19 protein-coding genes, 1 tRNA gene and 2 pseudogenes are annotated in these 24,385 nt (G+C 67.8%); 6 read left to right on the top strand and 16 right to left on the bottom strand.

Translation table 11 applies throughout. The annotated features are described in order from the left end of the window. Positions 1–3 precede the first annotated feature (3 nt). Complete coding sequence (gene trhA, locus JAN5088_RS00370; protein ID WP_055680823.1) at positions 4–684, bottom strand: PAQR family membrane homeostasis protein TrhA; 681 nt, start codon at positions 682–684, stop codon at positions 4–6. A gap of 73 nt (positions 685–757) precedes the next feature. Continuing rightward, positions 758–964: a zinc-finger domain-containing protein gene (locus JAN5088_RS00365; protein WP_055680822.1), complete on the bottom strand. Its 207-nt coding sequence runs from the start codon at positions 962–964 to the stop codon at positions 758–760. Positions 965–1,084: 120 nt separating this feature from the next. Here JAN5088_RS00365 and JAN5088_RS00360 point away from each other — a divergent pair, with 120 nt between their 5' ends. Further along, complete coding sequence (locus tag JAN5088_RS00360; RefSeq protein ID WP_055680821.1) at positions 1,085–2,023, top strand: ABC transporter ATP-binding protein; 939 nt, start codon at positions 1,085–1,087, stop codon at positions 2,021–2,023. Here the strand turns inward: JAN5088_RS00360 and yddG are convergent. Then, complete coding sequence (gene yddG / locus JAN5088_RS00355) at positions 2,020–2,904, bottom strand: aromatic amino acid exporter YddG (RefSeq protein WP_055680820.1); 885 nt, start codon at positions 2,902–2,904, stop codon at positions 2,020–2,022. The two genes, JAN5088_RS00360 and yddG, sit on opposite strands and share 4 nt — an antisense overlap. 65 nt (positions 2,905–2,969) lie before the next feature. On the opposite strand from yddG, the gene JAN5088_RS00350 reads away from it, so the two are divergent. Continuing rightward, a complete protein-coding gene (locus JAN5088_RS00350; protein WP_055680819.1) occupies positions 2,970–4,145 on the top strand; it encodes an NAD(P)/FAD-dependent oxidoreductase in 1,176 nt (391 codons plus the stop codon). Between the two features lie 8 nt (positions 4,146–4,153). On the opposite strand, the gene xylA is transcribed toward JAN5088_RS00350, so the two are convergent. Genes xylA through xylF form a run of 5 tightly spaced genes read right to left on the bottom strand, consistent with a single transcriptional unit; the run spans position 4,154 to position 10,032 of the window. Then, positions 4,154–5,458: a xylose isomerase gene (xylA, locus tag JAN5088_RS00345; protein WP_055680818.1), complete on the bottom strand. Its 1,305-nt coding sequence runs from the start codon at positions 5,456–5,458 to the stop codon at positions 4,154–4,156. A gap of 2 nt (positions 5,459–5,460) precedes the next feature. Beyond that, positions 5,461–6,897, bottom strand: coding sequence for a xylulokinase (xylB, locus tag JAN5088_RS00340; protein ID WP_055680817.1), 1,437 nt, complete (start codon positions 6,895–6,897; stop codon positions 5,461–5,463). Beyond that, complete coding sequence (locus tag JAN5088_RS00335) at positions 6,894–7,655, bottom strand: ATP-binding cassette domain-containing protein (RefSeq protein ID WP_055680816.1); 762 nt, start codon at positions 7,653–7,655, stop codon at positions 6,894–6,896. The genes xylB and JAN5088_RS00335 overlap by 4 nt, the downstream gene beginning before the upstream one ends. Before the next feature lie 3 nt (positions 7,656–7,658). Beyond that, positions 7,659–8,945, bottom strand: a complete 1,287-nt coding sequence (locus JAN5088_RS00330; RefSeq protein ID WP_055680815.1) for a sugar ABC transporter permease — start codon at positions 8,943–8,945, stop codon at positions 7,659–7,661. Positions 8,946–9,003: 58 nt separating this feature from the next. Beyond that, the gene (gene xylF, locus JAN5088_RS00325) at positions 9,004–10,032 is read right to left on the bottom strand and encodes a D-xylose ABC transporter substrate-binding protein (RefSeq protein WP_055681122.1); all 1,029 of its coding nucleotides are present in this window, start codon (positions 10,030–10,032) and stop codon (positions 9,004–9,006) included. Between the two features lie 240 nt (positions 10,033–10,272). Between xylF and JAN5088_RS00320 the strand changes: the two genes are divergently transcribed. Beyond that, positions 10,273–11,475, top strand: coding sequence for an ROK family transcriptional regulator (locus tag JAN5088_RS00320; RefSeq protein ID WP_055681121.1), 1,203 nt, complete (start codon positions 10,273–10,275; stop codon positions 11,473–11,475). Next, on the top strand, positions 11,472–12,929 hold the full coding sequence (locus tag JAN5088_RS00315; protein WP_055680814.1) for a CRTAC1 family protein: 1,458 nt from the start codon (positions 11,472–11,474) through the stop codon (positions 12,927–12,929). Before JAN5088_RS00320 ends, JAN5088_RS00315 begins: the two co-directional genes overlap by 4 nt. A gap of 6 nt (positions 12,930–12,935) precedes the next feature. On the opposite strand, the gene JAN5088_RS00310 is transcribed toward JAN5088_RS00315, so the two are convergent. After that, complete coding sequence (locus tag JAN5088_RS00310; RefSeq protein ID WP_055680813.1) at positions 12,936–14,231, bottom strand: cytochrome-c peroxidase; 1,296 nt, start codon at positions 14,229–14,231, stop codon at positions 12,936–12,938. A gap of 116 nt (positions 14,232–14,347) precedes the next feature. Between JAN5088_RS00310 and typA the strand changes: the two genes are divergently transcribed. Then, complete coding sequence (typA, locus tag JAN5088_RS00305; protein ID WP_055680812.1) at positions 14,348–16,168, top strand: translational GTPase TypA; 1,821 nt, start codon at positions 14,348–14,350, stop codon at positions 16,166–16,168. A gap of 187 nt (positions 16,169–16,355) precedes the next feature. Here typA and JAN5088_RS00300 read toward each other — a convergent pair. The 6 genes and pseudogenes from JAN5088_RS00300 to JAN5088_RS00275 form a co-directional block, all read right to left on the bottom strand. Beyond that, positions 16,356–17,590 (bottom strand): annotated as a pseudogene (locus JAN5088_RS00300) (IS5 family transposase). 363 nt (positions 17,591–17,953) lie between these two features. Beyond that, positions 17,954–18,030 (bottom strand) — tRNA-Arg (locus tag JAN5088_RS00295). Positions 18,031–18,100: 70 nt separating this feature from the next. After that, the gene (locus JAN5088_RS00290; protein WP_055680811.1) at positions 18,101–19,771 is read right to left on the bottom strand and encodes a Na/Pi cotransporter family protein; all 1,671 of its coding nucleotides are present in this window, start codon (positions 19,769–19,771) and stop codon (positions 18,101–18,103) included. Positions 19,772–19,941: 170 nt separating this feature from the next. Next, the gene (locus JAN5088_RS00285; RefSeq protein WP_055680810.1) at positions 19,942–20,733 is read right to left on the bottom strand and encodes an ABC transporter permease; all 792 of its coding nucleotides are present in this window, start codon (positions 20,731–20,733) and stop codon (positions 19,942–19,944) included. Beyond that, a complete protein-coding gene (locus tag JAN5088_RS00280; RefSeq protein ID WP_055680809.1) occupies positions 20,726–21,481 on the bottom strand; it encodes an ABC transporter ATP-binding protein in 756 nt (251 codons plus the stop codon). Before JAN5088_RS00280 ends, JAN5088_RS00285 begins: the two co-directional genes overlap by 8 nt. After that, positions 21,481–22,494 carry an ABC transporter substrate-binding protein gene (locus JAN5088_RS00275; protein WP_055680808.1) on the bottom strand — a complete coding sequence of 338 codons (1,014 nt, stop codon included), beginning with the start codon at positions 22,492–22,494 and terminating at the stop codon, positions 21,481–21,483. The genes JAN5088_RS00280 and JAN5088_RS00275 overlap by 1 nt, the downstream gene beginning before the upstream one ends. A 210-nt stretch (positions 22,495–22,704) precedes the next feature. On the opposite strand from JAN5088_RS00275, the gene JAN5088_RS18475 reads away from it, so the two are divergent. Beyond that, entirely contained in the window at positions 22,705–23,514 is an 810-nt protein-coding gene (locus JAN5088_RS18475) for a hypothetical protein (RefSeq protein WP_143114559.1), read from the top strand. An 85-nt stretch (positions 23,515–23,599) separates the two neighbouring features. On the opposite strand, the pseudogene JAN5088_RS00270 reads toward JAN5088_RS18475, so the two are convergent. Continuing rightward, positions 23,600–24,319, bottom strand: a pseudogene (locus JAN5088_RS00270) (transposase); the annotation flags it as partial. Between the last annotated feature and the right edge of the window lie 66 nt (positions 24,320–24,385).

Here is a 24,385-nt window from a genome sequence, read left to right as displayed (position 1 = left end):
GGGTCAGACGAGGCGCGTGCCGACCATGTGCCAGGTGACGGCAACGAAGAAGGTGACCGAGGCCGCGACGACGAAGCCATGCCAGATCGCGTTGTGGAACCGCATGTTCCCCAGCACGAGGAACGGCGTGCCCAGCGAATAGAGGATGCCGCCGGCGAGCATCAGCGCGAAGACGGGCCAGGAGGTCGTCGCAACCACCTCGCCCCCGCCCAGCAACACGGCCCAGCCCATCGCGAGGCCAATACCCACCGACAGCCCCGTCGACCGACGCCGCCGCAGGAAGGCCGTGGCCGTCGCCACGACGGCAGCGGTCCACATCGCGGCAAGAAACGTCGTCCCGGTGCCCGAGAGCAGCACGAAGGGCGTCACGGTGCCCGCGATCTTGAGGTAGATCGCCGCCATGTCGAGCCGTCGCAGCCGGTCCGACCAGGCCGGGTTCGAAATGTGGTTGTAGGCCAGCGAGGCGGACAACATGGCGATCAGGGTGGCGCCATAGATCGACACGCCGGCGATCGCCGGCAGATCGCCCCGCAACGTCGCCGTCAGCGTGATGAGAACCGGCACCGCCGCGAGCGCCAGGATCAATCCCGCGAGGTGGACCACGGCATCGCTGACGAGCTCCGCCCGGTCATAGGGGCGGGCGGGCTCGGAGGAAGTGCCAAGGGGGGTGTCGGGCGCGATCATGCAAATACATCTAACAGGGCCCGCGCCCGGTTCCACTCACGAAAGCGGCAGGCCGTGACGTAAGGCGCCGTCGTCAGTGGCCATCGCCTTCCAGCACGAACCGCTTGTCGCAGTAGCCGCAGTCGACCCAGCCCTGCTGGGGGTCGATGGCCAGCCAGACGCGGGGGTGGCCGCCCGCCCCGTTGCCGTCGCAGGCCACGCGAAGGCTGTGCACCACCTCGGTCTCGGGCGGGGGCAGGTCGTGCTGTCGACTGGGATAACGGGGGGTTCCTGTGGTCATGACGAAGGCTCCCGGGGGTCAATGGCCTTGGGTTGTCGCAGGGCCTTCACCGGCATAGGTGAAGGCGTCCCGGCCTTATGCGACAGCGACCGGGGCACGCGCAACACCCGGAGGGGCAACATGTCCGACGCCATCGAGATCACCGGCCTTCGCAAGGTTTACGCCGGCGACCGGCGGACCCCCGCGAAAGAGGCGCTGAAGAACCTCGACCTGACGATCCCCACGGGCAGCATCTTCGGCCTGCTGGGGCCGAACGGCGCGGGAAAATCCACCACGATCAACATCATGGCAGGGCTCGTCCGCAAGACCGCCGGCAAGGTCCGCATCTGGGGTTTCGATCAGGACGTGAACCCCCGGCAGGCCCGCGCCGCCATCGGCGTCATGCCGCAGGAATTGAACCTCGACCCGTTCTTTTCGCCCAAGGATGCGCTGGAGGTTCAGGCCGGGCTCTACGGCGTGCCTCGGCGCGACCGGCGGACGATGGAGATCCTCGATCTCGTGGGGCTCGCCGACAAGGCCGACGCCTATGCGCGCACCCTGTCGGGGGGGATGCGCCGCCGCCTGCTCCTGGCCAAGGCACTGGTGCATCATCCGCAGGTGCTGGTGCTGGACGAGCCGACGGCGGGCGTCGACATCGAGTTGCGGCAGATGCTGTGGCGCAACGTCCGCCGCCTGAACGAGGAGCGGGGAATGACGATCATCCTGACCACACACTACCTCGAGGAAGCGCAGGAGATGTGCGACGAGATCGTCATCATCGGCGACGGCGAGTTGATCGTGCGGGACCGCACGGCCAACCTGCTCGACCGGCTGGACGCCAAGACGCTGGTGATCGTGTCCGACGTCGACCCCGGCCCCCTTGCCCTGCCTGAAGGTGTCGAGATGGAGCGGCGGCCGGACGGTGCGCTGGCCTTCCACTATGGCCGGAGCATGATCACGGCGGGCGACCTGCTGGCCGCGGTTCAGCAGGCGGGCGTCACCATCCGCGACGTGCGGACGGAGGAGCCGGACCTCGAGGACGTCTTCGTTTCGCTGACCCACAAGGCCCCCGCGGCCTAGGCTGCCGCCTGTCGCCGCAGCATGTCGCGCGCCGCCAGTGCCGCGCCCCCGGTGATCAGAAGGCAGGCCAGCCCCAGCGCCCAGGTCGCTTGCGCCTGCCCCGCCGCGACCAGCACCAGCGTCGAGAGGAGCGGCGCGGCATAGCTGGCAGCGCCCAGCACCGGCAGGTCGCCGCGCTTGACGCCGATGTCCCAGAGAAAGAACGCGAGGCCCAGCGGCCCGACCCCCAGCCCCAGGATCGCCAGCCATTCCACGCCCTGCGGCGCGACCGTCCGCTCCAGCGCCAGATGCGCCACAGCCGACAGCACGGCCGCCGCAAGGCAGAACCCCGTCACCACGTCGGTGGGGACCGAGGCGACCCGGCGGGACAGCACCGAGTAGCCCGCCCAGACGACCGCCGCCACCAGCGCCAGCGCATAGCCCGCAGCATGATCCGCCGACAGCGCGACGCCCCGGCCGCCCGTCACGATCAGCGCCGCTCCCGCGAACCCGAGGAACGCACCGGCAAGGTGGTGCGCGCGCAGGCCGTCGCCGGTCGACAGGCTGGCGAACAGAACGATCAGCAGGGGCCAAAGATAGGCGATGAGGCTCGCCTGCACCGGCGGTGCCGCGCGCAGCGCCAGAACGTAGAGAAGGTGATAGCCGAACAGCCCGCCCACCCCCAGCACCCAGACCGGCCAGGGCTGCCGCCCGGCATCCCGCACCGCCCGCCAACCCCGACGCGACACACCCGCGACCAGCCCCAGCATGCCGCCGATGGCGAAGCACATCGCCAGAAGCTGCAACGGCGGCACCTCGCCCGAGAGCGTGGTGAAGAGGGCCAGCGTGGACCAGAGCACCACGGCCCCGAACCCCGCGAGCGTGGCGGCATTTCGCGTCATGGCGCCTTCGTGCCGTCTTGCATGGGCGGCCGCAAGCGGTAGCGTGGTCACGGGGAGGACGCGCCATGGCGGACAGGGTTGTGATCGTGGGCGGGGCGATGATGGGGTCGTCGCTGGCGTGGTGGCTGACCGAGCTGGGGCATGCGCCCCGTGACATCACCGTGGTCGAGCGCGACCCGACCTATGCCGCCTGCGGAACGGCGTTTTCCAACAGTTGCATCCGGCAGCAGTTCGGCAACCCGCTCAACGTCGCCATCAGCCGGTTCGGAGTCGAATACCTGCGGGCCTTCCAGATGCACATGGCCGACGACCGCGTGCCGCCGATCCACTTCCATCCCTTCGGATACCTCTATCTGGCGGGCGACGCGGCGGAGGCCGACCGCCTGACGCGCGCCCACGCGGTGCAGGTCGCCGCGGGGGCAGGCACCCGCCTGATGACACCGGAGGAGATCGCGCGCGCCTGGCCGTTCTATGACCTCGACGGCGTGATTCTCGGGTCGCACGGGACGCGGGACGAGGGCTACTTCGACGGGACCACGATGTTCGAATGGTGGCGGCGCATCGCGCGGGAGCGGGGGGTGGGCTACGTCGCGGGCGAGGTAACGGGCATCGACGCGGGCTGCGGGCGGGTGTCGGGCGTGACGCTCGCGGACGGCACGCGCCTGCCCGCCGACATCGTGGTCAACGCAGCCGGGACGCGGGGCGCGCAGGTGGCGCGGATGGCGGGGCTCGACCTGCCGGTGGAGCCCCGCAAGCGCTACACTTGGGTGTTCGAGGCGGCGCGGCCTCTCGACCGCGACCTGCCGCTGACCATCGACCCTTCGGGCATCCATGTACGGTCGGACGGCGCGGCCTACATGGCGGGGGCCACGCCCGATCATGACCCGGCGGTGGACCCGGACGATTTCGCGGGCGACTGGTCGATCTGGGAGGAGCACGTCTGGCCCCTGCTCGCCACCCGCATCCCCGCCTTCGAGGAGATCCGGATCAAGCGGTCCTGGGTGGGGCACTACGACCTCAACGTCTTCGATGCCAACGCCGTGCTGGGGCCGCACCCCGACCTGCCCGGCTTCATGTTCATGAACGGCTTTTCGGGCCACGGGCTTCAGCAGTCCCCCGCGATGGGGCGGGGTCTGGCCGAACGCATCGTCCACGGGGGGTATGTCACCCTCGATATGGCGCCTTTCGGCGTGGACCGCCTGCTGGCCGGGCAACCCTTTCCTGAACTTGCGGTGATCTGACGCCTCGGTCAGACGTAGCGGTTCCAGACGTTCTCCAGCCGCTCCTGCCGGCCGGAGCGGGGGGCGGGGTTCAAGCCGTCGCGTTCCACCCGCTGCGCGATGGTCTCCAGATCCGATCCCAGCAGGTCGGAGCCGTCCCAGCCGGCATAGCGTTCCACCCGCGCGGTCTCCAGCACACCGTCCTCCAGCAGTTTCGCCGCCGCCTTGAACCCGCGCGCGCAGACATCCATGGCGCCGACATGCGCCGCGATCAGGTCGACGGGGTCGAGCGACTGGCGCCTGAGCTTGGCGTCGAAATTGGTGCCGCCGGTGATGAACCCGCCCGCGCGCAGCACTTCGTAATAGGCGCGCGCGACTTCGGGGACGTTTTCGGGAAACTGATCGGTGTCCCAGCCCGACTGCATGTCGTTGCGGTTCATGTCGATGCTGCCGAAGATGCCAAGCGCGCCTGCCAGCGCCAGCTCATGTTCGAAGCTGTGGCCGGCGAGGATGGCATGGCCCTGCTCGATGTTGACCTTCACCTCGCCTTCCAGCCCGAAATCCTTGAGGAAGCCGTAGACCGTGGCCACGTCGTAGTCGTACTGGTGCTTGGTCGGCTCCTGCGGCTTCGGCTCGATCAGGATGGTGCCGTCGAAGCCGATCTTGCGGGCATAGTCCACGGCCATCGTCAGGAACCGTCCCGCCTGTTCGCGCTCCCGCGCGAGATCGGTGTTGAGCAGGGTCTCGTACCCCTCGCGACCGCCCCAGAGGACGTAGTTCTGCCCGCCCAGCCGGTGCGTGGCGTCGATGCAGGTCTTTACCGTGGCGGCGGCGAAGGCGAAGACATCCGGGTCGGGGTTCGTGGCCGCCCCGGACATGTAGCGGCGATGGCCGAACAGGTTGGCCGTGCTCCAGAGGAGCTTCGGGCCGCCCGCCTGCATCTTGCCGCCGATGTAATCGGTCATCTCCTCCAGCCGGCGGGTGTTTTCGGCAAAACCGTCGCCTTCAGGCCGGATGTCGGCATCGTGGAAGCAGAAGAACGGCTGACCCAGCAGGCCGAACATCTCGAAGGCCACGTCGGCCTTGAGCTTCGCGGCCTCCATCGTGTCGCCGCCCATGGCGTCGGGGAACCACGGACGCTCGAACGTCCGACCGCCGAAGGGGTCGCCGCCGGGCCAGGCGAAGCTGTGCCACCAGGCGGCCGAGAACCGCAGGTGGTCCTCCATCCGCTTGCCCATCACCATTTCGTCGGCGTCGTAGTGGCGGAACGACAGGTCGTCCGCGGCATCGGGATCGAAGCGGACGGGGGCGAGGCCCGCGAAGAAATCGGTCATGGTCAGAGAGTCCTCAAGATGTCGTAGGCATGGCGGTAGCGGGCGTGGGCCTCGGCAAAGGCGGGCCCCAAGGCCGCGTCGGGCTCGACCGTGCGGGCGATGGCGGGGGGCGTGGCGATCTCCGGGCCCGCGCCGGTGGCGGCCATCCGGCCCAGCCGCGCCGCCCCGAGGGCCGCGCCGAATTCGCCCTGCGCCGGCACGTCCAGCGGGAACCCGAGCGTCGTGGCCAGCACCTGCAGCCAATGGTCCGACCGCGACCCGCCACCCATGGCCAGCGCGCTGTGGATCGTCGTGCCCGTCGCGGCCAGTGCGTCGCGGCAGTCGGCGAAGGCATGTGCCACGCCTTCCAGCACGGCGCGGGTGGCGGCGCGGGCATCGGTGGCGTGGTCGAGGTGCAGGAACTGGCCACGGATGGCGGCGTCGTTGTGGGGCGTCCGCTCGCCGCCCAGATAGGGAAGGAACAGCGTCCGGCCCGGCGCGCGGAGGGGCCCCAGGTCGGCCGTCAGATGTGCCGCCGACTGCCCCGTCAGGCGCGACAGCCATTCGAGCGCGTCGGTCGCGGCCAGGATCACCCCCATCTGATGCCACGTGCCGGGCAGCGCATGGCAGAAGGTGTGGACCGCCGTCCCAGGATCGGGACGATAGCCGTCGGTCGCCGCAAACAGAACGCCGGAGGTACCGAGCGACAGGAAGGCGCTGCCGTTTTGCACCACGCCGGCCCCGATGGCCGCGGCGGCGTTGTCCCCCGCGCCGCCGGCAACCGGCACCTGCGGCAGGCCCAGTTCGCGCGCGAGATCGGCGCGGAGCGTGCCGCTGATGGCGAAGCCTTCGACGAGGCGGGGCATGTGGTCGCGCGTCAGGTCGCAGGCCGCCAGAAGGTCGTCCGACCAGTCCCGCGCGCCCGTGTCGAGCCAGGCGGTTCCGGCGGCGTCCGACATTTCGGACACATGCTCCCCGGTCAGGAACAGGCGCAGGAAGTCCTTGGGCAGCAGGATCCTGTCCGTCGCGTCGAAGACGGCGGGCTCATGCCGGCGGACCCATTCGACCTTGGGCGCCGTGAAGCCCGGAAAGACGATGTTGCCGGTCACGGCGCGGAACCGGGGGTCGGCGTCCATCGCCGCCGCCTCCTCGTGCGCGCGGGTGTCGTTCCACAAAAGGCAGGGCCGCAACGCCCGGTCGTCCGCCCCGACCATCGTCGCGCCATGCATGTGTCCGGCAAGGCCGATCCCCTGCAACCCGCCGCAATCGTGGCGGGCGGCCAGCGCGGCCAATGCGGTGCGCGCCGCGTCGCACCAGGACTGCGGATCCTGTTCGGACCAGCCGTCGTGGGGGCGCTGCACCGTCAGGGGCTCGGCATGTTCGGCCAGCACGCGGTCGCCGTCGTCCACCAGGATCGCCTTGAGCGACGAGGTGCCGAGGTCGAGGCCGATGAAGCTCATGCCGCCGCCTTGGGGTTCTTGCCCAGAATGATCATGCTCAGGATGTCGTCCTCGGTCACGTCCTCGACCCGTTCCGTGCCCACCAGTTGCCCGTTCTTCATCACCGAGACGCGGTCGCAGAGCGCCATCATCTCGCGCGTGTCGTGGCTGATGAGGAAGATGCCGAGACCCTGCGCCTTCAACTCCTGGATCAGGTCGGCGACCATCTTGGTCTCATGCACGCCCAGGGCGGCCGTGGGTTCGTCCATTATCAAAATGCGGGCGTTGAAATAGACCGCGCGGGCGATGGCGACCGACTGCCGCTGACCGCCGGAAAGCGCCGAGACCGGGTCCTTGATCTTGCGGAAGTTGGGGTTGAGGCGGGCCATGATCCGGCGCGTCTCGGCCTCCATCCGGGCGTCGTCGAGGAACCCCAGCGGGGTCGTCAGTTCGCGGCCGAGGAACAGGTTGGCGGGGGCATCCAGATTGTCGGCCAGCGCCAAGGTCTGGTAGATCGTCTCGATGTTGTGGCGCCGGGCGTCGGCGGGGCTGCGGATGTCGGCGGGTTGCCCGTCGATGCGGATCTCGCCCGAATCCATGCGGTAGGCACCCGAGAGGATCTTGATGAGGGTGGATTTCCCCGCGCCGTTGTGGCCCAGCAGGCCCACCACCTCGCCCGGCCAGAGGTCGAGGGAAACGCCGTCCACCGCCTGCACCCCCCCGAAGGCGATCGAGATGTCGCGCAGTTCGACAAGCGGGGTTCCGGTTCTGTCAACCATGCCTCAGGCCCCCGCACGCTTGCGATAGACGATGTCGATCCAGACGGCGAGGACGAGGACGCCGCCCACCACGATGTTCTGGAGCGGCGCGTCCACCCCCACCATCGCCATCCCCGATTGCAACGACTGCATGATGAGAGCGCCGATGATCGCGCCGTAGATCGTGCCCACGCCCCCCTTGAGCGCGGTGCCCCCGATGACGGCGGCGGCGATGACGCGGAGTTCGTCGAGCACGCCGATGTCGTTGGAATGGTTGGTCAACCGGGCGGAGGCTACGATGGCCGAGATGGCGCAGAGCACTCCCAGCAGGGCGAAGATCTTGACCGTGAGCCAGCGCGTGTCGATGCCCGAAAGCTCTGCCGCATCGGGGTTGCCGCCGGTGGCGAAGATGTAGCGGCCGAACCGCGTGCGCCGGGCGATCACGGTCATCACGATCGCCACGGCGATCAGCAGGACGACCGAGATCGGCACGCCGTAGCCCTGCACCAGCCCCTCGGGCATCACCTCGCCCCGTGCCTCGAACCGCCGCGCCAGCACGCGCGACGGAATGGTATAGGCATTGAGAAGCGCCACGAAACCCAGAATGGCGCCGATGGCTGCCGCGCCCACGGCGATTTCCGCCCAGAGCGGCTTGACGGGGAAGTCGTGGGCCATCTTGCCGCGCCGCGCCGACCACAGCGCCCAGACGACGGCCAGCGCCGCCAGCCCGCCCAGAACCCAGGATCCGGTCTCACCCAGCGTGCCGTTGATGCCGCCGAACAGCTGGAACGTCTCGTCCAGCGGGCCGATGGTCTGTCCGTCGGTCAGATACCAGGCCACGTTGCGCCAGATCAGCAGGCCGCCCAGCGTGACGATGAACGCGGGAATGGTCAGATAGCCGATCAGCCAGCCATGGAACGCCCCGATGAGCGCGCCGGTGGCGATGCCTGCGGCGATGGCGATCCAGGCGGTGGCCGGGTGCCCCAGTCCGAGGCCCAGCCAGTCGGGCACCACGAGCGTCTGCGTCATCGCCATCACCGCCGAACAGGTCGCCAGCACCGAGCCGACGGACAGGTCGATGTGGCGGGTGACGATGACGAAGACCATGCCCGTCGCCATGATGGCGACGCTGGCCGTCTGGATCGTCAGGTTGAACAGGTTGCGCGGCGTGATGAACCGCCCGTCGCTGGCCAGGTGGAACGCTACGGCGATCAGGACGAAGGCGCCGATCATGCCCAGAAGGCGCAGGTCCAGCTCCAGCGCGCGGAGGCCCTGGCGGGGCTTGGCGGGGGCGAGGCTTGCGTCGGTCATCGCGGTCTCCGGCAGTGTGTTGCGGATGGCCCGCCCCGCGGAGGGCGGGCCAATGGCATCAGTTGCAGGGCGCGGGGCCGTTCTCGACGCCCTGGCAAAGTTCCTCGACCGGGATCCAGCCCGCGTCGGTCACGGCGGTCAGGTTGTCGCGGGTGATCGGAACGGGCGCCAGGAACTCGGCCCAGAGCGTCGTGCCGCCGGGCGAGGTCCATTCCTCCGCCCCCTCGATGGCGGACATCTCGGTGCCCCCGGCCATGGCGAGCGCGATCTCGGCGGCGGCCTTGCCCAGCTCGCGCGAGTCCTTCCAGACCGAGACGGTCTGCGTGCCCTGCGCCACGCGGTTCAGCGCGGCGAAGTCCGCGTCCTGCCCCGACACCGGGATCCCGTCGAGACCCTGCGCGGTCAGCGCGGCCACGGCCCCGCCGGCGGTGCCGTCGTTCGATGCGACAACGGCATCCACCTGATTGTCCTCGGCCGTCAGGATCTGCTCCATGTTGCGCTGCGCGTTGGCGGGCAGCCAGCCGTCGGTATAGGCCTCGCCCACGATGGTGATCTTGCCTGCGTCGATGGCCTCCTGCAGCACCTCCTGCTGGCCGCCGCGCAGGAAGTCGGCGTTCGGATCGGTGGGCGAGCCCTTGATCATGACGTAGTTGCCCTCGGGCGCGGCCTCGAGCACGGCACGGGCCTGCATCCGCCCGACCTCGACGTTGTCGAAGGTGAGATAGAAGGCGTAGGGATCCTCGATCAGGCGATCATAGCCCACGACCGGGATGCCCTCGTTCTGGGCGGCGGTGACGGCGGGGCCGATGGCCTGGCTGTCCTGCGCCAGGATGATGAGGGCGTCGGCTCCCTGTGCGATCAGCGATTCGACATCCGACAGCTGCTTCGATGACGACGACTGCGCATCGGTGGAAATGTAGCTTGCGCCAGCGGCATCAAGCGCCTGCCGGATCGCGGCCTCGTCGGTCTTCCAGCGCTCCTCCTGAAAGTTGGACCAGCTCACGCCCACGACAGGGCCGTCCTGGGCCAGCGCGGCCGAGGCAAAGGTCAAGGATGCGGCAGCGGCCGCCGTCAGAAATGTCTTCATCGTATCCTCCCATTGGATCGCGGTCGCCGGACGTTGCCGCCACCGGATGCGGAAGGGAACCAAGTTTTAGTTCTGCTGTCAAAATTAATTTGACGACATGTCGGAAGAATCGTTCACTCCGACGCGGCCCCACGGGTGTGGCGGGCCGGAATGCCCTCCCTTTTCGGATTAGCGGGGAAAGAATAGTTGCCGGACACAACTAATCGACCTGACGACGCCCACGATGCAGCCCGGTTTTCCCTGGCCGACGCGCCGGGCTGCGGCCCGCTGCGGCGGGCGCGGCAGTCCGGCAGCCTGTCCCTGCGCCAGCGGATCTATGAACAGGTCCGTTCTGCCGGGCGGATCAGTCGCGCGGCATTGGCAAAGGAGTTGAGAGTGTCGCCGGGTTCGGTCACGCCCCCGGTATCGGACCTTCTCGCGGGGGGCCTCCTGTGTGAGCTGCAGGACGAGGGGCAGCCCAGCGGCCGGGGCCGCCCGCCGGTCACGCTCGGCCTGAACGCCCGCCGCGGGCTGGTCGCGGGGATGAAGGTCAGCGATCACGAATACTCCGCGCTGCTGGTCGATCTGGCCGGGCAACCGGTGGCGCAGGCGACCTTGCCACGGTCAGGGGCCGACCGCTCGGTGGCGGGGCTTCTGGACGACGTGGCGACGCTGCTGTCGCGCCTGTCCGGGGCGGCAGGCCATGGGGCGCCGCCGATCCTCGGCGCGGGGCTGGGCTTGCCGGGGATGGTCGATCACACCGGCGGGCGGCTGCGCTGGTCGCCCATCCTGGCCGCGCGCGACGTCGATCTGGCCGGCGCGGTGTCGGCGCGGCTGGGCCTGCCGGTGTCGGTGGACAACGACGCGAACCTGCTGACCATGGCGGAGCTGTGGTTCGGGCGGGGCCGGTCGCTGTCGGATTTCGCGGTCGTGACCATCGAATACGGCGTGGGGCTGGGCCTTGTCGTCGACCACGCCCCCTATCGTGGCGCGCATGGCTTCGGGATGGAGTTGGGGCATACCAAGGTGCAGCTTGACGGCGCACTCTGCCGCTGCGGCCAGCGGGGGTGCCTGGAGGCCTATGTCGCCGATTTCGCCCTGGTGCGCGAGGCGCCCATCGCCCTCGACGGAGCGCTGCCGCCGCGGAGCGAGGTGCTGGAAACGCTTTATGCGCAGGCCAAGGGCGGGAACGAGGCGGCGCGCGCGATCTTCGACCGGGCGGGGCGGTATCTTGCGCTCGGCCTCGCCAACGTGGCCAACCTGTTCGACCCCAACCGCATCATCCTGTCGGGCAGCCGGATGCGCTATGACTACCTCTACGCCGCCGAGATGCTGGCGGAGCTGCCGGGGCTGACGCTGAACACGCCCCCCCCGGTCGAGGTCAACGCCTGGGACGATCTGGTCTGGGCGCGGGGTGCTGCGGCGCTGGCGTTGTCGGACCTGACGCCGCGCCTGCTGGCATGAGGTGGATCGCCTTCCTGCTGGCCACGCCCGCGATCGCCGATGTGGCGTTCGAGCCGGTAGCGGTGCCCGAGCACATCTACTCCGGCGGGTGGGAGCATTTCGTCGGCGGCGGCATGGCGGCCATCGATTGCGACGGCGACGACCTGCCGGACCTGCTCGCGGCCGGGGGCGCGGCGCCGATGACCCTGCTGCGCAACCGGGGCGGCATGAGGTTCGAGCGTGGCCCCCTGCCGCGGATCACGGGAGGCACGGGGGTCTATGCGCTTGATATCGACGGCGACGGGGCGTCGGACCTCGTGGTGCTGCGGGTGGGGGGCAACCTGACGCTCAGGGGCGACGGGGCCTGCGGCTTCGCGCCCCATGACTTCGGCGTGCCGGGCGGCAGCGCCTGGACCACCGCCTTTTCCGCGACATGGGAGGCGGGGCAGGACCGGCCGACGCTGGCCTTCGGCAACTACGTCGACCGCGACGACCCGGAGGGGCCGTTCGGCGCCTGCGACGACAACTGGCTGCTGCGGCCGGGACCGGAGGGGGCCTATGTCGAGACGGTCCTGACACCGGGCTTCTGTGCCCTGTCCATCCTGTTCTCGGACGAGGACCGCGACGGCGAGACGACCCTGCGGCTGTCGAACGACCGTCACTACTACGTCCGCGGCGGGGCAGAGCAGATGTGGTCCCTGCGGGAAGGGCGGTTCCTGACGGCGGCGGACGGCTTCGACGCGCCCTCGATCTGGGGCATGGGGATCGCGTCGCGCGACATCACCGGGGATGGGCTGCCCGACCTGATGCTGACGTCCATGGGCGATCAGCTGACGCTACTGTCGGGCCCCGACGGGCTGACGCCCGCGCCCTTCGACATCGGCAGCTATGCCCAACGGCCGCATGCGGGCGGCGATGGGCGGCCGTCGACCGGGTGGCATGCGGCTTGGGGCGACGTGGACAACGACGGCGATGCCGACCTGTTCATCGCCAAGGGCAACGTGGACCAGATGCCCGACATGGCGATGGCGGACCCCAACAACCTGTTGCGGAACGATGGCGGCCGGTTCGTCGAAGTGTCGGTCGCGGCGGGCGTCGCCTCGGCCCACCGCGGTCGGGGCGCGGCGCTGGTGGATCTGGACGGCGACGGGCGGCTCGACCTCGCGGTCGTAAACCGGCGCGCGCCGCTGGAGGTCTGGCGCAACGTCTCGACGGCGGGAAACGCGCTGTCGGTCACGCTGGAGCAGTCGGGCGGCAACCGCGCGGCCGTCGGCGCCTGGGTCGAGGTGCGGACGCCCGAAGGTGTCCAGATGCAGGAGTTGACGCTGGGCGGCGGCCACGCGGGCGGCGCGGTGGGGCCGCTCCATTTCGGGATCGGCGCGGCGAGCACGGCAGACCTGCGCGTGACCTGGCCCGACGGGACGGCCGGGGAGTGGGAGAGGGTGGCCCCGGGGCGCCTAACGGTCACGCGATAGGGCCGATCAGCGATCCACCCGCAGGCCGGAAGGCACGGTTTCGGGGATGCCCAGCCGGCCAGCCAGAGCCGCCTCGTCGCGCAGGCTTTCGAGAAAGGCCATGAGGTTTGAGACCTCGGCTTCCGTCAGCACCCGGTCGGGGCCGCGGACGGCGGCCGCCAATGCCGAGACCTGTTCGGCGTCTTCCATGACGGTCCAGTCCTCGGCTTCCATCTCGGGCAGGGTCGCGTCGCGCCGGTACCAGCCCAGCGCCGCGCGAGGCGCCGCATGGTCGCGCAGGAAGGCCCTCAGGTCCGAATAGGCCCCCGCATGGCCCCAGGGACCCGTTTCGGTCACGTTGCGAAGCGAAGGCGTGCGGAAGGCGAAGCGGTCGCCCTCCTCCCCCGTCACGCGAAAGCGGCCGTCGTCGCGGGCGTGCGTCTCGAACCGGGCGCGCTTGCCGGGGCCGAGTTGCGGCTGGCCCATGGCGTGAAATCCGTGGTCGGTCTGGAACGGGCCTGCGTGGCAGGCGGCGCAGCCCGCTGCGCCGTAGAACAGCTCCACCCCCTGCAACGCCTCGACCGGCAGATCGGCCTCGCCGCGCAGCCAGGCGTCGAAGGGGGAGGTGTCGGAGCGCCATTCATGTTCGACGAAGGCCGCAATGGCGTCGGAAATGTCGGTGAAGTCGAGCCTGTCGTCGCCGGGAAAGGCCCGCTCCCACAGCGCTGCGTATTCGGGGATCGCGCGCACGCGGGCCGCCAGCACCTCCCAGGCGCCGTCCTCGCCGGTGATGAGGCCTTGGCGCACGGCGCGGGCGACGTCGTTCTCGGAGTAATGCCCGGCCATCTCGTCGGCCGAGAGCACCGGGAACATTGTCTGCGCCGACAGCAGGGTGTCGAACCCCTCGACCATCTCGGAGCCCATGGGGGTGCGAAGGCCGTCCTCGGTCCGTTCGATCCGGCCGTCGTGGAACAGCACCGTGAACTCGGACGCGCCGAGGTTCCAGAGCGCGGGCGCGTTGCGGGGGATGCGTTCCTCCGGCGGGTTCGCGGGGTCCACGGCACGGTCGGGGCCGAGGCCCCTGCCCCCCTCTCCCATCCCGAGGCTGAGGCCGTCGCCGGTGCCGAAGCTGGGATGATGACAGGTGCCGCAGCTGATGTTGCGGTTGCCGGACAGGACTCCGTCCCAGAACAGAAGGCGCCCCATTTCGACCTGCGCGGGGTCCGTCGCGCGGTAGTCGGCGTCGGTGACGGGTGCCGGAAACTCCATCGCCCAAGCAGGCGACGACAAAGACAGCAGAAGGGGCAGGACAAGGCGCGACATGGCCGCGACGTAACCACAGCGGCGCCGGGCACGGAAGACGGTGCGGGCGCATAATCGCTGGCGTTCCGCGGCGATTGACGATAACGCGCGCGCACCCCCAATTCGAGGCTGACCCAATGGACCTTCGCAACATCGCGATCATCGCGCACGTGGACCACGGCAAGACGACGCTGGTTGACGAGCTTCTCAAGCAGTCCGGTGCCTTCCGCGACAACCAGGCCGTGGCGGAGCGCGCCATGGATTCGAATGATCTGGAGCGTGAGCGGGGGATCACCATCCTGGCCAAGGCCACCAGCGTCGAGTGGAAGGATACCCGCATCAACATCGTCGACACGCCCGGCCATGCCGATTTCGGCGGCGAGGTGGAGCGCATCCTGTCGATGGTGGACGGCGTCGTCCTTCTGGTGGATGCGGCCGAGGGGCCGATGCCCCAGACGAAGTTCGTGACGTCCAAGGCGCTGGCGCTCGGGCTGCGGCCGATCGTGGTGCTCAACAAGGTGGACAAGCCCGATGCCGAGCCGGACCGCGCGCTGAACGAGGTGTTCGACCTGTTCGCGAACCTCGGCGCCGACGACGACCAGCTCGACTTTCCGGTGATGTATGCCTCCGGGCGCAGCGGCTGGGCCGACATGGAACTCGACGGGCCGCGCAAGGGGCTGGATGCGCTGTTCGACCTGATCCTGAGCCACGTGCCCGAACCGAAGCAGATGGCCGACCGGGACAAGCCGTTCCGCATGCTGGCCACGACGCTGGGCGCGGATCCCTTCATCGGTCGCATCCTGACCGGGCGGGTCGAGGCGGGCACCCTGCGGTCCGGGCAGACGCTGAACGCGCTGTCGCGCACCGGCGAGAAGATCGAGCAGTTCCGCGTTACCAAGATCCAGGCGTTCCGGGGCCTTGCGCTGCAGCCGATCGACGTGGCTGAGGCGGGTGACATCGTGACCCTGGCGGGCATGGCCAAGGCGACCGTGGCGGACACGCTCTGCGACACGTCGGTGGACACGCCCCTGCCCGCGCAGCCCATCGACCCGCCGACCATCACCGTGACCTTCGGCATCAACGACAGCCCGCTGGCCGGCCGCGAAGGCAAGAAGGTGCAATCCCGCGTCATCCGCGAGCGGCTGATGAAGGAAGCCGAGACCAATGTGGCCATCAAGGTCACCGACACGCCGGGTGGCGAGGCCTTCGAAGTCGCGGGTCGGGGCGAATTGCAGATGGGCGTCCTGATCGAGAACATGCGTCGCGAGGGGTTCGAACTGTCGGTCAGCCGCCCGCAGGTCGTCTTCCGTGAGGAGGACGGGCAGCGGCTGGAACCCGTCGAGGAAGTCACCATCGACGTGGACGACGAATATTCGGGCGTCGTGATCGAGAAGCTGACCGGCATCCGCAAGGGCGAGCTGACCGAGATGAAACCCGCCGGCGCGGGCAAGACGCGCATCATCGCCCATGTGCCGTCGCGCGGCCTGATCGGGTATCATGGCGAATTCCTGACCGACACGCGCGGCACCGGCGTCCTGAACCGCGTGTTCCACGACTGGGCCCCCTACAAGGGCGCCATCCCGGGACGGCGCCAGGGGGTGCTGATCTCGATGGAGGACGGGGTGTCGGTGGCCTATGCCCTGTGGAAGCTGGAAGACCGGGGCAAGTTCTTCATCGGCGCGCAGGAGCAGGTCTATCAGGGCATGATCATCGGCGAGCATTCCCGAGACAACGATCTGGAAGTGAACCCCCTGAAGGGCAAGCAGCTGACCAACGTCCGCGCTTCGGGCACCGACGAGGCCGTGCGCCTGACGACGCCGATCACCATGTCGCTGGAACAGGCCATCGCCTATATCGACAACGACGAACTGGTCGAGGTCACGCCCCAGTCGATCCGCCTGCGCAAGCGCTTCCTCGACCCGCACGAGCGCAAGCGGCATGCAAGGGCGGCGGAGTAGGGATAGAGTTTCTGTACTGAAACTCGGAAAAATGGGTGGCCCGGTCAGGCCGCTCACTTCTCCGACATCTAACAGGCTGCTGAAGAAGTCGGCCTTGAAGGACGTTGTTCCTGCCGTCACGATTTGAAGGCGGTTTTCTTCGGCATCGGCATCGGCGACGGTCGCGGGGTCTGAGTTGCCTTCTTCGTCAGGCCGCCAGGAGTTTCGGCAGCCTCGCGAGGTTGCAGGCCGCCATCGTCATCGTGAACTGGGCGCAGACCCTGTCGAGCCCGCGATGAACGGTCTGGGACATGCCGCCGACGGTCTTGGCCCAGCCGAACGGTTCCTCTATACTCTTCCGGCGCCGCTGGGACAGGGCGTGGCCGAGGTGCTGGGTTGTCCGTCCGTTGATGGCGGAATGCCGGGCTTTCTGCGCGACGTGCGGTGTCACGACCATGCGCCTGAACTCGGCGACGAAGTCGGCGCTGTCGTATCCGGTGCTGTCGTATCCCTTGTCCGCCCCGAGCGCCAGGCGTCGGGTCGAGCCCGGTGAGTGCCGGTTGATCATCTCGAGTGCCGCCTTCCGCTCGCCATGCCCATCCATCGCCCGGTAGGCGATTGCGCAGCAATCTGCCGAGAGGGGGCGTGGGTCAGCTCTGCCTGCACCACGAGGCCGTTCCGGTTTTCCATCAGCTTATGCCCCATGAAGCACAGCAACGCCGCCGCGCCCGGCGCCTTCTTGCAAAGCCGCGCATCGGGGTCCGTTACGGACGCATGGGTTGCGTTCGAGCGCTTCTGACCCCGGAAGTTCACCTCGGGGTTGCGGGTCTGGCGGGGCGTGTCGGTCATCGGCTGGGTCTCGGTTTGCTGGGGCTGGTCGGTGTCCGGGGCGGTCTCGTCGGCTGGTGGTGATGGCGGCCCGCCGGGGTCATCATCCTGCGGCGGCGCTGTACCTTCCTTCGGCTGGAAACTCTTCATGGACGCCCATGCCCTGACCAGGGTGCCGTCGACCGAGAAGTGCCCGTCCGACAGCAGCGGCTTGGCCTGAGGGTGCGCGGGGATCGCGGCCATGACCTTGCGCGACATGTCGGTTGTCAGCAGCCGGTCGCGGGTCTTGCTGAACACCGTGGGAACTCAGACCGGGTCGTCGATGCCCAGCCCGACGAACCATCAAAACAGCAGGTTATAGTCCATCTTCTGCATCAACTGCCGCTCCGAGCGGATCGAGAGCAGGATCTGGAGAAGGCTCGCACGGATCAGGCGCTCCGGCGCAATGGGGGGGCGACCAAAGTCGGTATAGAGCGCGTCGAACTCGGCATCGAGGCTCGTCAGCGCATCGTTCACGATCTGCCGGATCTTGCGAAGCGGACGACCCGCAGGGATCCGCCCCTCAAGGTCGACATAGCTGAACGGCGACCCGCTCGCTTCGTCCGTCCCACGCATCGTCACCCTAACCACCGCTGCCGTGCCGGAAGTGAATCATGTTCTCATAACCGCGTCGAGACCGGCCTTTTTCAGCAGCCTGTTAAGGGAAATCGCCAGGGCGTAAATGCTGTTGCGCAAGCTACCACGAGGGCCAGCGCGACACCTATGCCCACTGAGTAATGGGCTGCGTTCGAATGGCGCCGCCGACAAGGAGGCAGCGGCGGGCAATCGACGTCAGACCTCGGCCAATCCCACGAAACCCCTGTGTTTTAATAGATAAGCTAAAATTTCTCGATATTCACAGAAATCTCTTGGGAGGGGCGCGCATGCAAAACCGCCGTTCTGCGCGCTCTCATGCCCCGTTGGCAAGCATGGCTCAACTGGCGGCCCTGGAAGGACTCGAACCCTCAACCTCGGACTTAGAAGGTCCTTGCTCTATCCAGTTGAGCTACAGGGCCGCTGGGGCGGTTCGTATGACAGATCGACGCCTTGTTCCAGCGGGAACGATGGCGACCGGGGCCGGCCGGATCAGTCGCCCGCGGCACTCGAGAGGCGGCTGGACAGCAGGTCTCCGGTCCGGGCCAGGATCGAATAGCCGATCATCGAGAATGCAGTGTTGATCTGCTTGAGCGCTCGCAGGGTCTCCTGGTGGATGTTGCTCGTCTCGATGCTATCGGTCAGCGCGTCCATCAGCCGCCCCAGGTGCTGTCGTTGCAGATGCTGTTCGACGGCGCGGACCTTGTCCTTGGCCGCGACCAGTTCGCGGGCGGCGTCAGGGTCCTGCGTCATCATCACGTTCAGCGCCAGCTGCACGTTGGTCAGCACCCGGTCGTGAAAATCGCCGATTTCCCTCCCACCCTTGGCTGAAAAGGCGATCCCGTCGACGTGCAGACGCCGGGCGAGGTCTAGCATGGTGCGCGTCACGATGTCCGATGCCGCTTCGAGGTTGATCGCGATGGAGGCGAGGTCCATGGCCCGGCGGCTCTGTTCCTCGTCGAGTTGCTGTCGGTTGATCTTGGCCAGGAACAGCTTGAGTGCGAAGTGCATCCGGCTCACCTGTCGGTCGCGGTTGCGGATGGCCTCCGCGGTCGGCTCGTCCCAGGTCTCGAAAAGGGGACCGGCCGCGCGCAGCATCGTCTCGATCAGTTCTCCCATCCGCAGCACCTCCCGCGCTGCAGAATCGAGCGCGCGGTCCGGCCGGTCGAGCGTCGCTTCATCCAGCGCGCCGGGCATGGCGAGACGTCCCGAAGGGTCCGTTCGGTCAGGCAGCAGGCGGGCGGCGAGGGTGCTGACCGGGCCGAGGAAGGCCAGCCCGACGACCGCCAGGCCGAGATTGAACACGAGATGCAGATTGATGACCTGTCGCGCGTCCTTCGCACCCAGCCAATCGAGGGCGAACCCCTGGACGATGAGGACGGCCAGCACCAGCAGTGCCCCGCTTCCCCGCAGCCCCAGGTTCGCGGCCACGATCCGGCGGGCCGTCACCGGGGCCGCCAGCGTCAGCATGTAGGCGATGAAACCGCCGCCCAGGTTCGCGCCCAGCACCATCGCGGCCGCAGCGGAAGCAGGCAACAGGCCCTGCCCCACCAGCGTGACGAACAGCAGGACAGCGGCGACGCTGGAATGCACCATCCAGGCGAAGACCGCGCCGATGACGAAGGCCGTCAGTGGATCGCCGCCGAGATACTGCATCGCCGCGATGGTGCCCGTGCTGTCCATCAACGGAGCCGTCGCGGCCCGGATCATGTCGAGCGATGCGAAGATCAGCGCCAGACCGATCAGGATGCGCCCGACGGGCCGCGTCCGTCGCCCTTCGCCCCGCATGAACAGCGCGACCCCGACAAGCAGCAGAAGCGGTATCAGCCAGGTCTGCCTGACCAGCAGCAGTTGCGCCACGATGGCCGACCCGACATCGGCGCCCAAAAGGATGGCAAGCCCCGCCGTCGCCGCGAGGCCCCCTTTGGAAACGAAGTTGGATACGAGGATCGCCACCGCGGTCGAGCTCTGCAATGCCACCGCCGCGCCCAGCCCAGTCGTCGCCGCAAGGACGCGGCCGGAGGTGGACCGGCGCAGCACCTGCCGCAGCTCCGTCGCAAAGGCACGTTCGACGCCCGTTCGCACCAGCCGCACCGACCAGATCAGAAGGGCGGCCGTCCCCGCGATGTTGAGGATGAACAGGAGGATCTGCGGCTCATGCACGGAAGCTCTGTCCCCTCATGCTGCTGTGGACGTGTGGGCAATGCGCTTCGGGCGCGGCGGGCATCCTTGACCGCAGCAATCGCCCATCCCGCACCAAAGCGCCAGACCGAAGCCGATTTCGGCCCCCGCAAGGGGTTGCGTTCGGTCCGCAGGTGACCAGGCTTCCCGCCTCAGACCCGCCAGCGCAGAAGCCGCCGTTCCAGAAGTCCGATCGCGGCGCTCGTCAGAACCCCGAGCAGCGACAGGATGACGACGCCGGCGAACAGTCGCTCCAGATCATAGAGTGACCCGGCCTCTAGGATGTAGGCCCCGATGCCGTAGGTCGCGCCCAGCATCTCGGCCGCGACGAGCAGGATGATCGAGATGGCGAGGCCGATCCGCAGTCCCGACAGGATGCCCGGCATCGCTCCCGGAAGCACGATCTTGCGGACGATGCTGCCCCAGGACAGGCCGAACGACTGCCCCATGCGGATCAGCGTGCGATCGACGTTGTCCACCGCACCATAGGTCGCGACGACCATGGGCGTGAAGGTGCCGAAGGCAATCAGCGCGTATTTCGACGGCTCGCCGATGCCGAACCAGATGACGAACAGCGGCAGCAGCGCGATCTTGGGGATCGGGAAGATCGCCGCCACCAGCGGCACCAACCCCGCCCGCGCCAGGCTGAACAGCCCGATCAGCGTGCCCACGCCGATCCCCGCCAGCGCGCCCAGCGTCGCACCCACGGCCAGTCGGCTGAGCGAGGGGATGAGGTGCTTGAACAGAAGCCCCGTGTCCCAGAGTTGCACGAACGTGCCGGCGACGTCGGACGGCAGCGGCAGCGTCAGGCGCGACATCCACCCCATCCGGAGCCCCAGTTCGATGGCAAGGACGATAGCTACGATGACCGCCACCCCCACCCAGCGGCGCGGGCGGGCTACGAAGCCGCCGCCACGGAACGGCACGGGGCGGGAGTCAGCCATCCAGAAGCTCCGCATCGGCTGCCCGCGCCTCGTCGCGCATCAGGCCCCAGAGGTGGCTCTGCACGTCCTCCATCGCTCCCCGCGCATCCAGCGGCGCGTCGATCTCGACCACCTCGCGGATACGGCCGGGCCTGCGCGACAGGACGACGACGCGGTGGCCAAGACGCACCGCTTCGGCCAGGTTGTGCGTGACGTAGACGGCCGTGAACCGCTCCCGCAGCCAGAGCGCCACGAGATCGTCCATCAGAAGCTCCCGCGTCTGCGCGTCGAGCGCGGAGAGCGGCTCGTCCATAAGCATGACGGCGGGGTTCACGGCCAGGGCGCGGGCAATGGCCACGCGCTGCTTCATGCCGCCCGACAGCTGCCGGGGCAGGGCGCCCGCGAAATCGGTCAGCCGGGTGCGGGCCAGGACGTCATCGATGATCGTGCGCCTCTCCGCACGGCTCAGCGCGTGATCCTCCAGCACCAGCGACACGTTCCCGTCCACCGTGCGCCAGGGCAGCAAGGCGAAGTCCTGGAACACGAAGGTCAGCGGGTTCAGCGACCCCCGCGGCGGGGCGCCGCGCTGCATCACTGCCCCGACGGTCGGCCGCTCAAGCCCGCCGATCATCCGCAGCAGGGTCGATTTCCCGCAGCCCGACGGCCCCACGATGCAGACGATCCGCCCTGCCGGAATGTCCAGCGAGACGTCCCGCAGCACCTCGGTATCGCCATAGCGATGCGACAGGCCCTCGACCGTCAGGTCCACTAGCTGCCGACCGTCTCGACGTAGGAGGTGTCGATGAGCTGCTCCAGCGTGATCGCGCTGTCGATCAGCCCCTCCGACTGGAACCATTCCAACTGATCGCGTACCGACGCGACGTTGAGCGCGGCCCCTTCGTTCAGACGCATGGTGCCCTGGATGATGGGGGGCGCGGCCTCCTTGACCGTGCGATCGGGATAGACGTAGGGTTGCAGCAGCGCGACCATCTCCGCTACGCCCTCCTCTCCGCCGGCGCGGTCGATCATCGTGGAGTTGTAGATCGACGTCGCCGCATTCATCGCGCCCAGATAGGCTGTCGTCAGCTCCCGGTCCGCCACGTTCACGGTCGAGCCGAAGATGGTCGTGACCTGATAGCCCGGAAGATACTCCGCCACTTCGCCCACCCGGTGCACTTCGCCCGAGGCGACGAGTCCGCTGGCAATGTGGGGCACGATGGTCCAGCCGTCGACCTGCCCGGTCTTGAGCGCGCCTATGATGGCGCCGACCTTCTGCAGCGGCACGAACTCCAGCCCGATGCCTTCGGCCTGCGCGATCTTCGACCCCATGTAATGGAACGACGACCCGGCCGTCGTCATCCCGAACCGCCTGCCGTCGAGCATGCCCGGCGCGGTGACGCCCGCCTGATACGCGGCGTCCGACACAAGGATCGCCTGGCCGGGGATGCCTTTTTCTTCCGACAGCGCACCGCCGAAGACCTTGATCGCGCCCTTTTCGGCCAGGCTGACCAGCCCGCCCGAGATCGCTGTCATGGCATAGTCCACATCGCCCGAGGCGATGGCCACCGCCATGGGCTGTGCCGCCTCGAAGAACACCGGCTCGACCGTCAGGCCCGCCTCGTCGAACAGGCCCCGCTCCAGCGCGATGAAGGTCGCAGCGTGGCTGGTGAAGCGCAGCGCGCCCACCCGGATCGTGCGGCCCTGCGCGATCGCGGGCGTGGCCAACGCGGCGCCGGCAGCGGCGCCAATCACACCGATGGCGTGGCGACGGGTCATGATCATGTCGGTCTCCTCCCCCTTGGTTGCGGCTGAACAGACGCAAAAGGGCGGGGCGGTGTCAACGGTGGTGTGGCACAGGTTGACGCGGATGCATCTTGCCGACGAAGGGTGAAATGGCGAAAGAGCAAATCCCGGCGTTCGGTTCCGGGTCGCTGTGAGTGAGGCGAAGCGTTTCCTCGGAAACATCGTTCTGGCAGGCAAAGGAACTTCTGATTGAGTGAGATTCTGGAAGAACGGTTTGTCGTCTTCATCGATATCCTTGGGTTCGGCGCCATGGTCCGGCAGGCAGCAAGAGACCCCGATGGCGAGATGGCGAACCGAGTGGCTGCGGCTTTGAAAGTGATCGAAGACCTAGGCCAGTCTCGCGGAGATATCGTCTTTCCGTCCAAGAGCAACAGCGACTTCCATAGCCATGCCTTCTCGGACTGCATCGTGATGTCTGTTGTTCCATCTGCGGAGGTTGTGGCTGAGCTGTTTGTCGTGCTGGCGAAGCTGACTCTCGATCTTATGGAGATCGGCGTCTGGATCCGGGGCGGGATGTCTCACGGCTTGATTTCCAAGACAAGGACGACGCCGTGGGGGCCTGCCATTGTCGAAGCCTATGAAGTCGAAAGCAAGCTGGCCATCAATCCGCGTATTGCGATGGGAAAATCTGCTGTAGAGTTTGTCAACCGAGCGGCGACAGGTGTTCAAAAGGACGATCGTCTGGTGCGGGACGACGATGGTGTATGGTCACTTGAACCATTTGTATGGGTCAGAAGTGATGCTCGTGAAAAACTGCCGTACCTTACTAAAGAGAAAGCAAGGCGGATTAAATCTGAACTTGAGTCTGCCCACGAAGGAGTTGTTGACAGTCCGCGAATATTTTCTAAAATCGAATGGCTAAGGGAAAGGTGGGATTCTCAATTGAAGCCGAAAGACGGCGTTCCAATTTTTGATTGCAGAACGGAATTGGGAATTGAACAGGATTCAATAGAGGATTGGGTGACAGCATTTGAAACTGCATTTAAAGGTGAGGATTGAGCTGCGGTTTGGCTCCGATCTTGCCGTCGATATTCAGGCTTTGCGCCGCCGAAGACACTGACCTGCCACTGAACGTTCATCCAGCCGCGCCCGGCGCCTTCTTGCAAAGCCGCGCGTCGGGGTCCGTTACGGACGCATGGGTTGCGTTCGAGCGCTTCTGGCCCCGGAAGTTCACCTCGGGGTTGCGGGTCTGGCGGGGCGTGTCGGTCATCGGCTGGGTCTCGGTTTGCTGGGGCTGGTCGGTGTCCGGGGCGGTCTCGTCGGCTGGTGGTGATGGCGGCCCGCCGGGGTCATCATCCTGCGGCGGCGCTGTACCTTCCTTCGGCTGGAAACTCTTCATGGACGCCCATGCCCTGACCAGGGTGCCGTCGACCGAGAAGTGCCCGTCCGACAGCAGCGGCTTGACCTGAGGGTGCGCGAGGATCGCGGCCATGACCTTGCGCGACATGTCGGTTGTCAGCAGCCGGTCGCGGGTCTTGCTGAACACCGTGGGAACTCAGACCGGGTCGTCGATGCCCAGCCCGACGAACCGTCAAAACAGCAGGTTATAGTCCATCTGCTGCATCAACTGCCGCTCCGAGCGGATCGAGAATAGGATCTGGAGAAGGCTCGCACGGATCAGGCGCTCCGGCGCAATGGGGGGGCGACCAAAGTCGGTATAGAGCGCGTCGAACTCGGCATCGAGGCTCGTCAGCGCATCGTTCACGATCTGCCGGATCTTGCGAAGCGGATGACCCGCAGGGATCCGCTCCTCAAGGTCGACATAGCTGAACGGCGACCCGCTCGCTTCGTCCGTCCCACGCATCGTCACCCTAACCACCGCTGCCGTGCCGGAAGTGAATCATGTTCTCATAACCGCGTCGAGACCGGC

Source organism: Jannaschia rubra, assembly GCF_001403735.1.
Lineage (GTDB): Bacteria > Pseudomonadota > Alphaproteobacteria > Rhodobacterales > Rhodobacteraceae > Jannaschia > Jannaschia rubra.
Note: the sequence above shows the minus strand (reverse complement) of the source record. Positions and strands in the feature narration are given on the sequence as shown.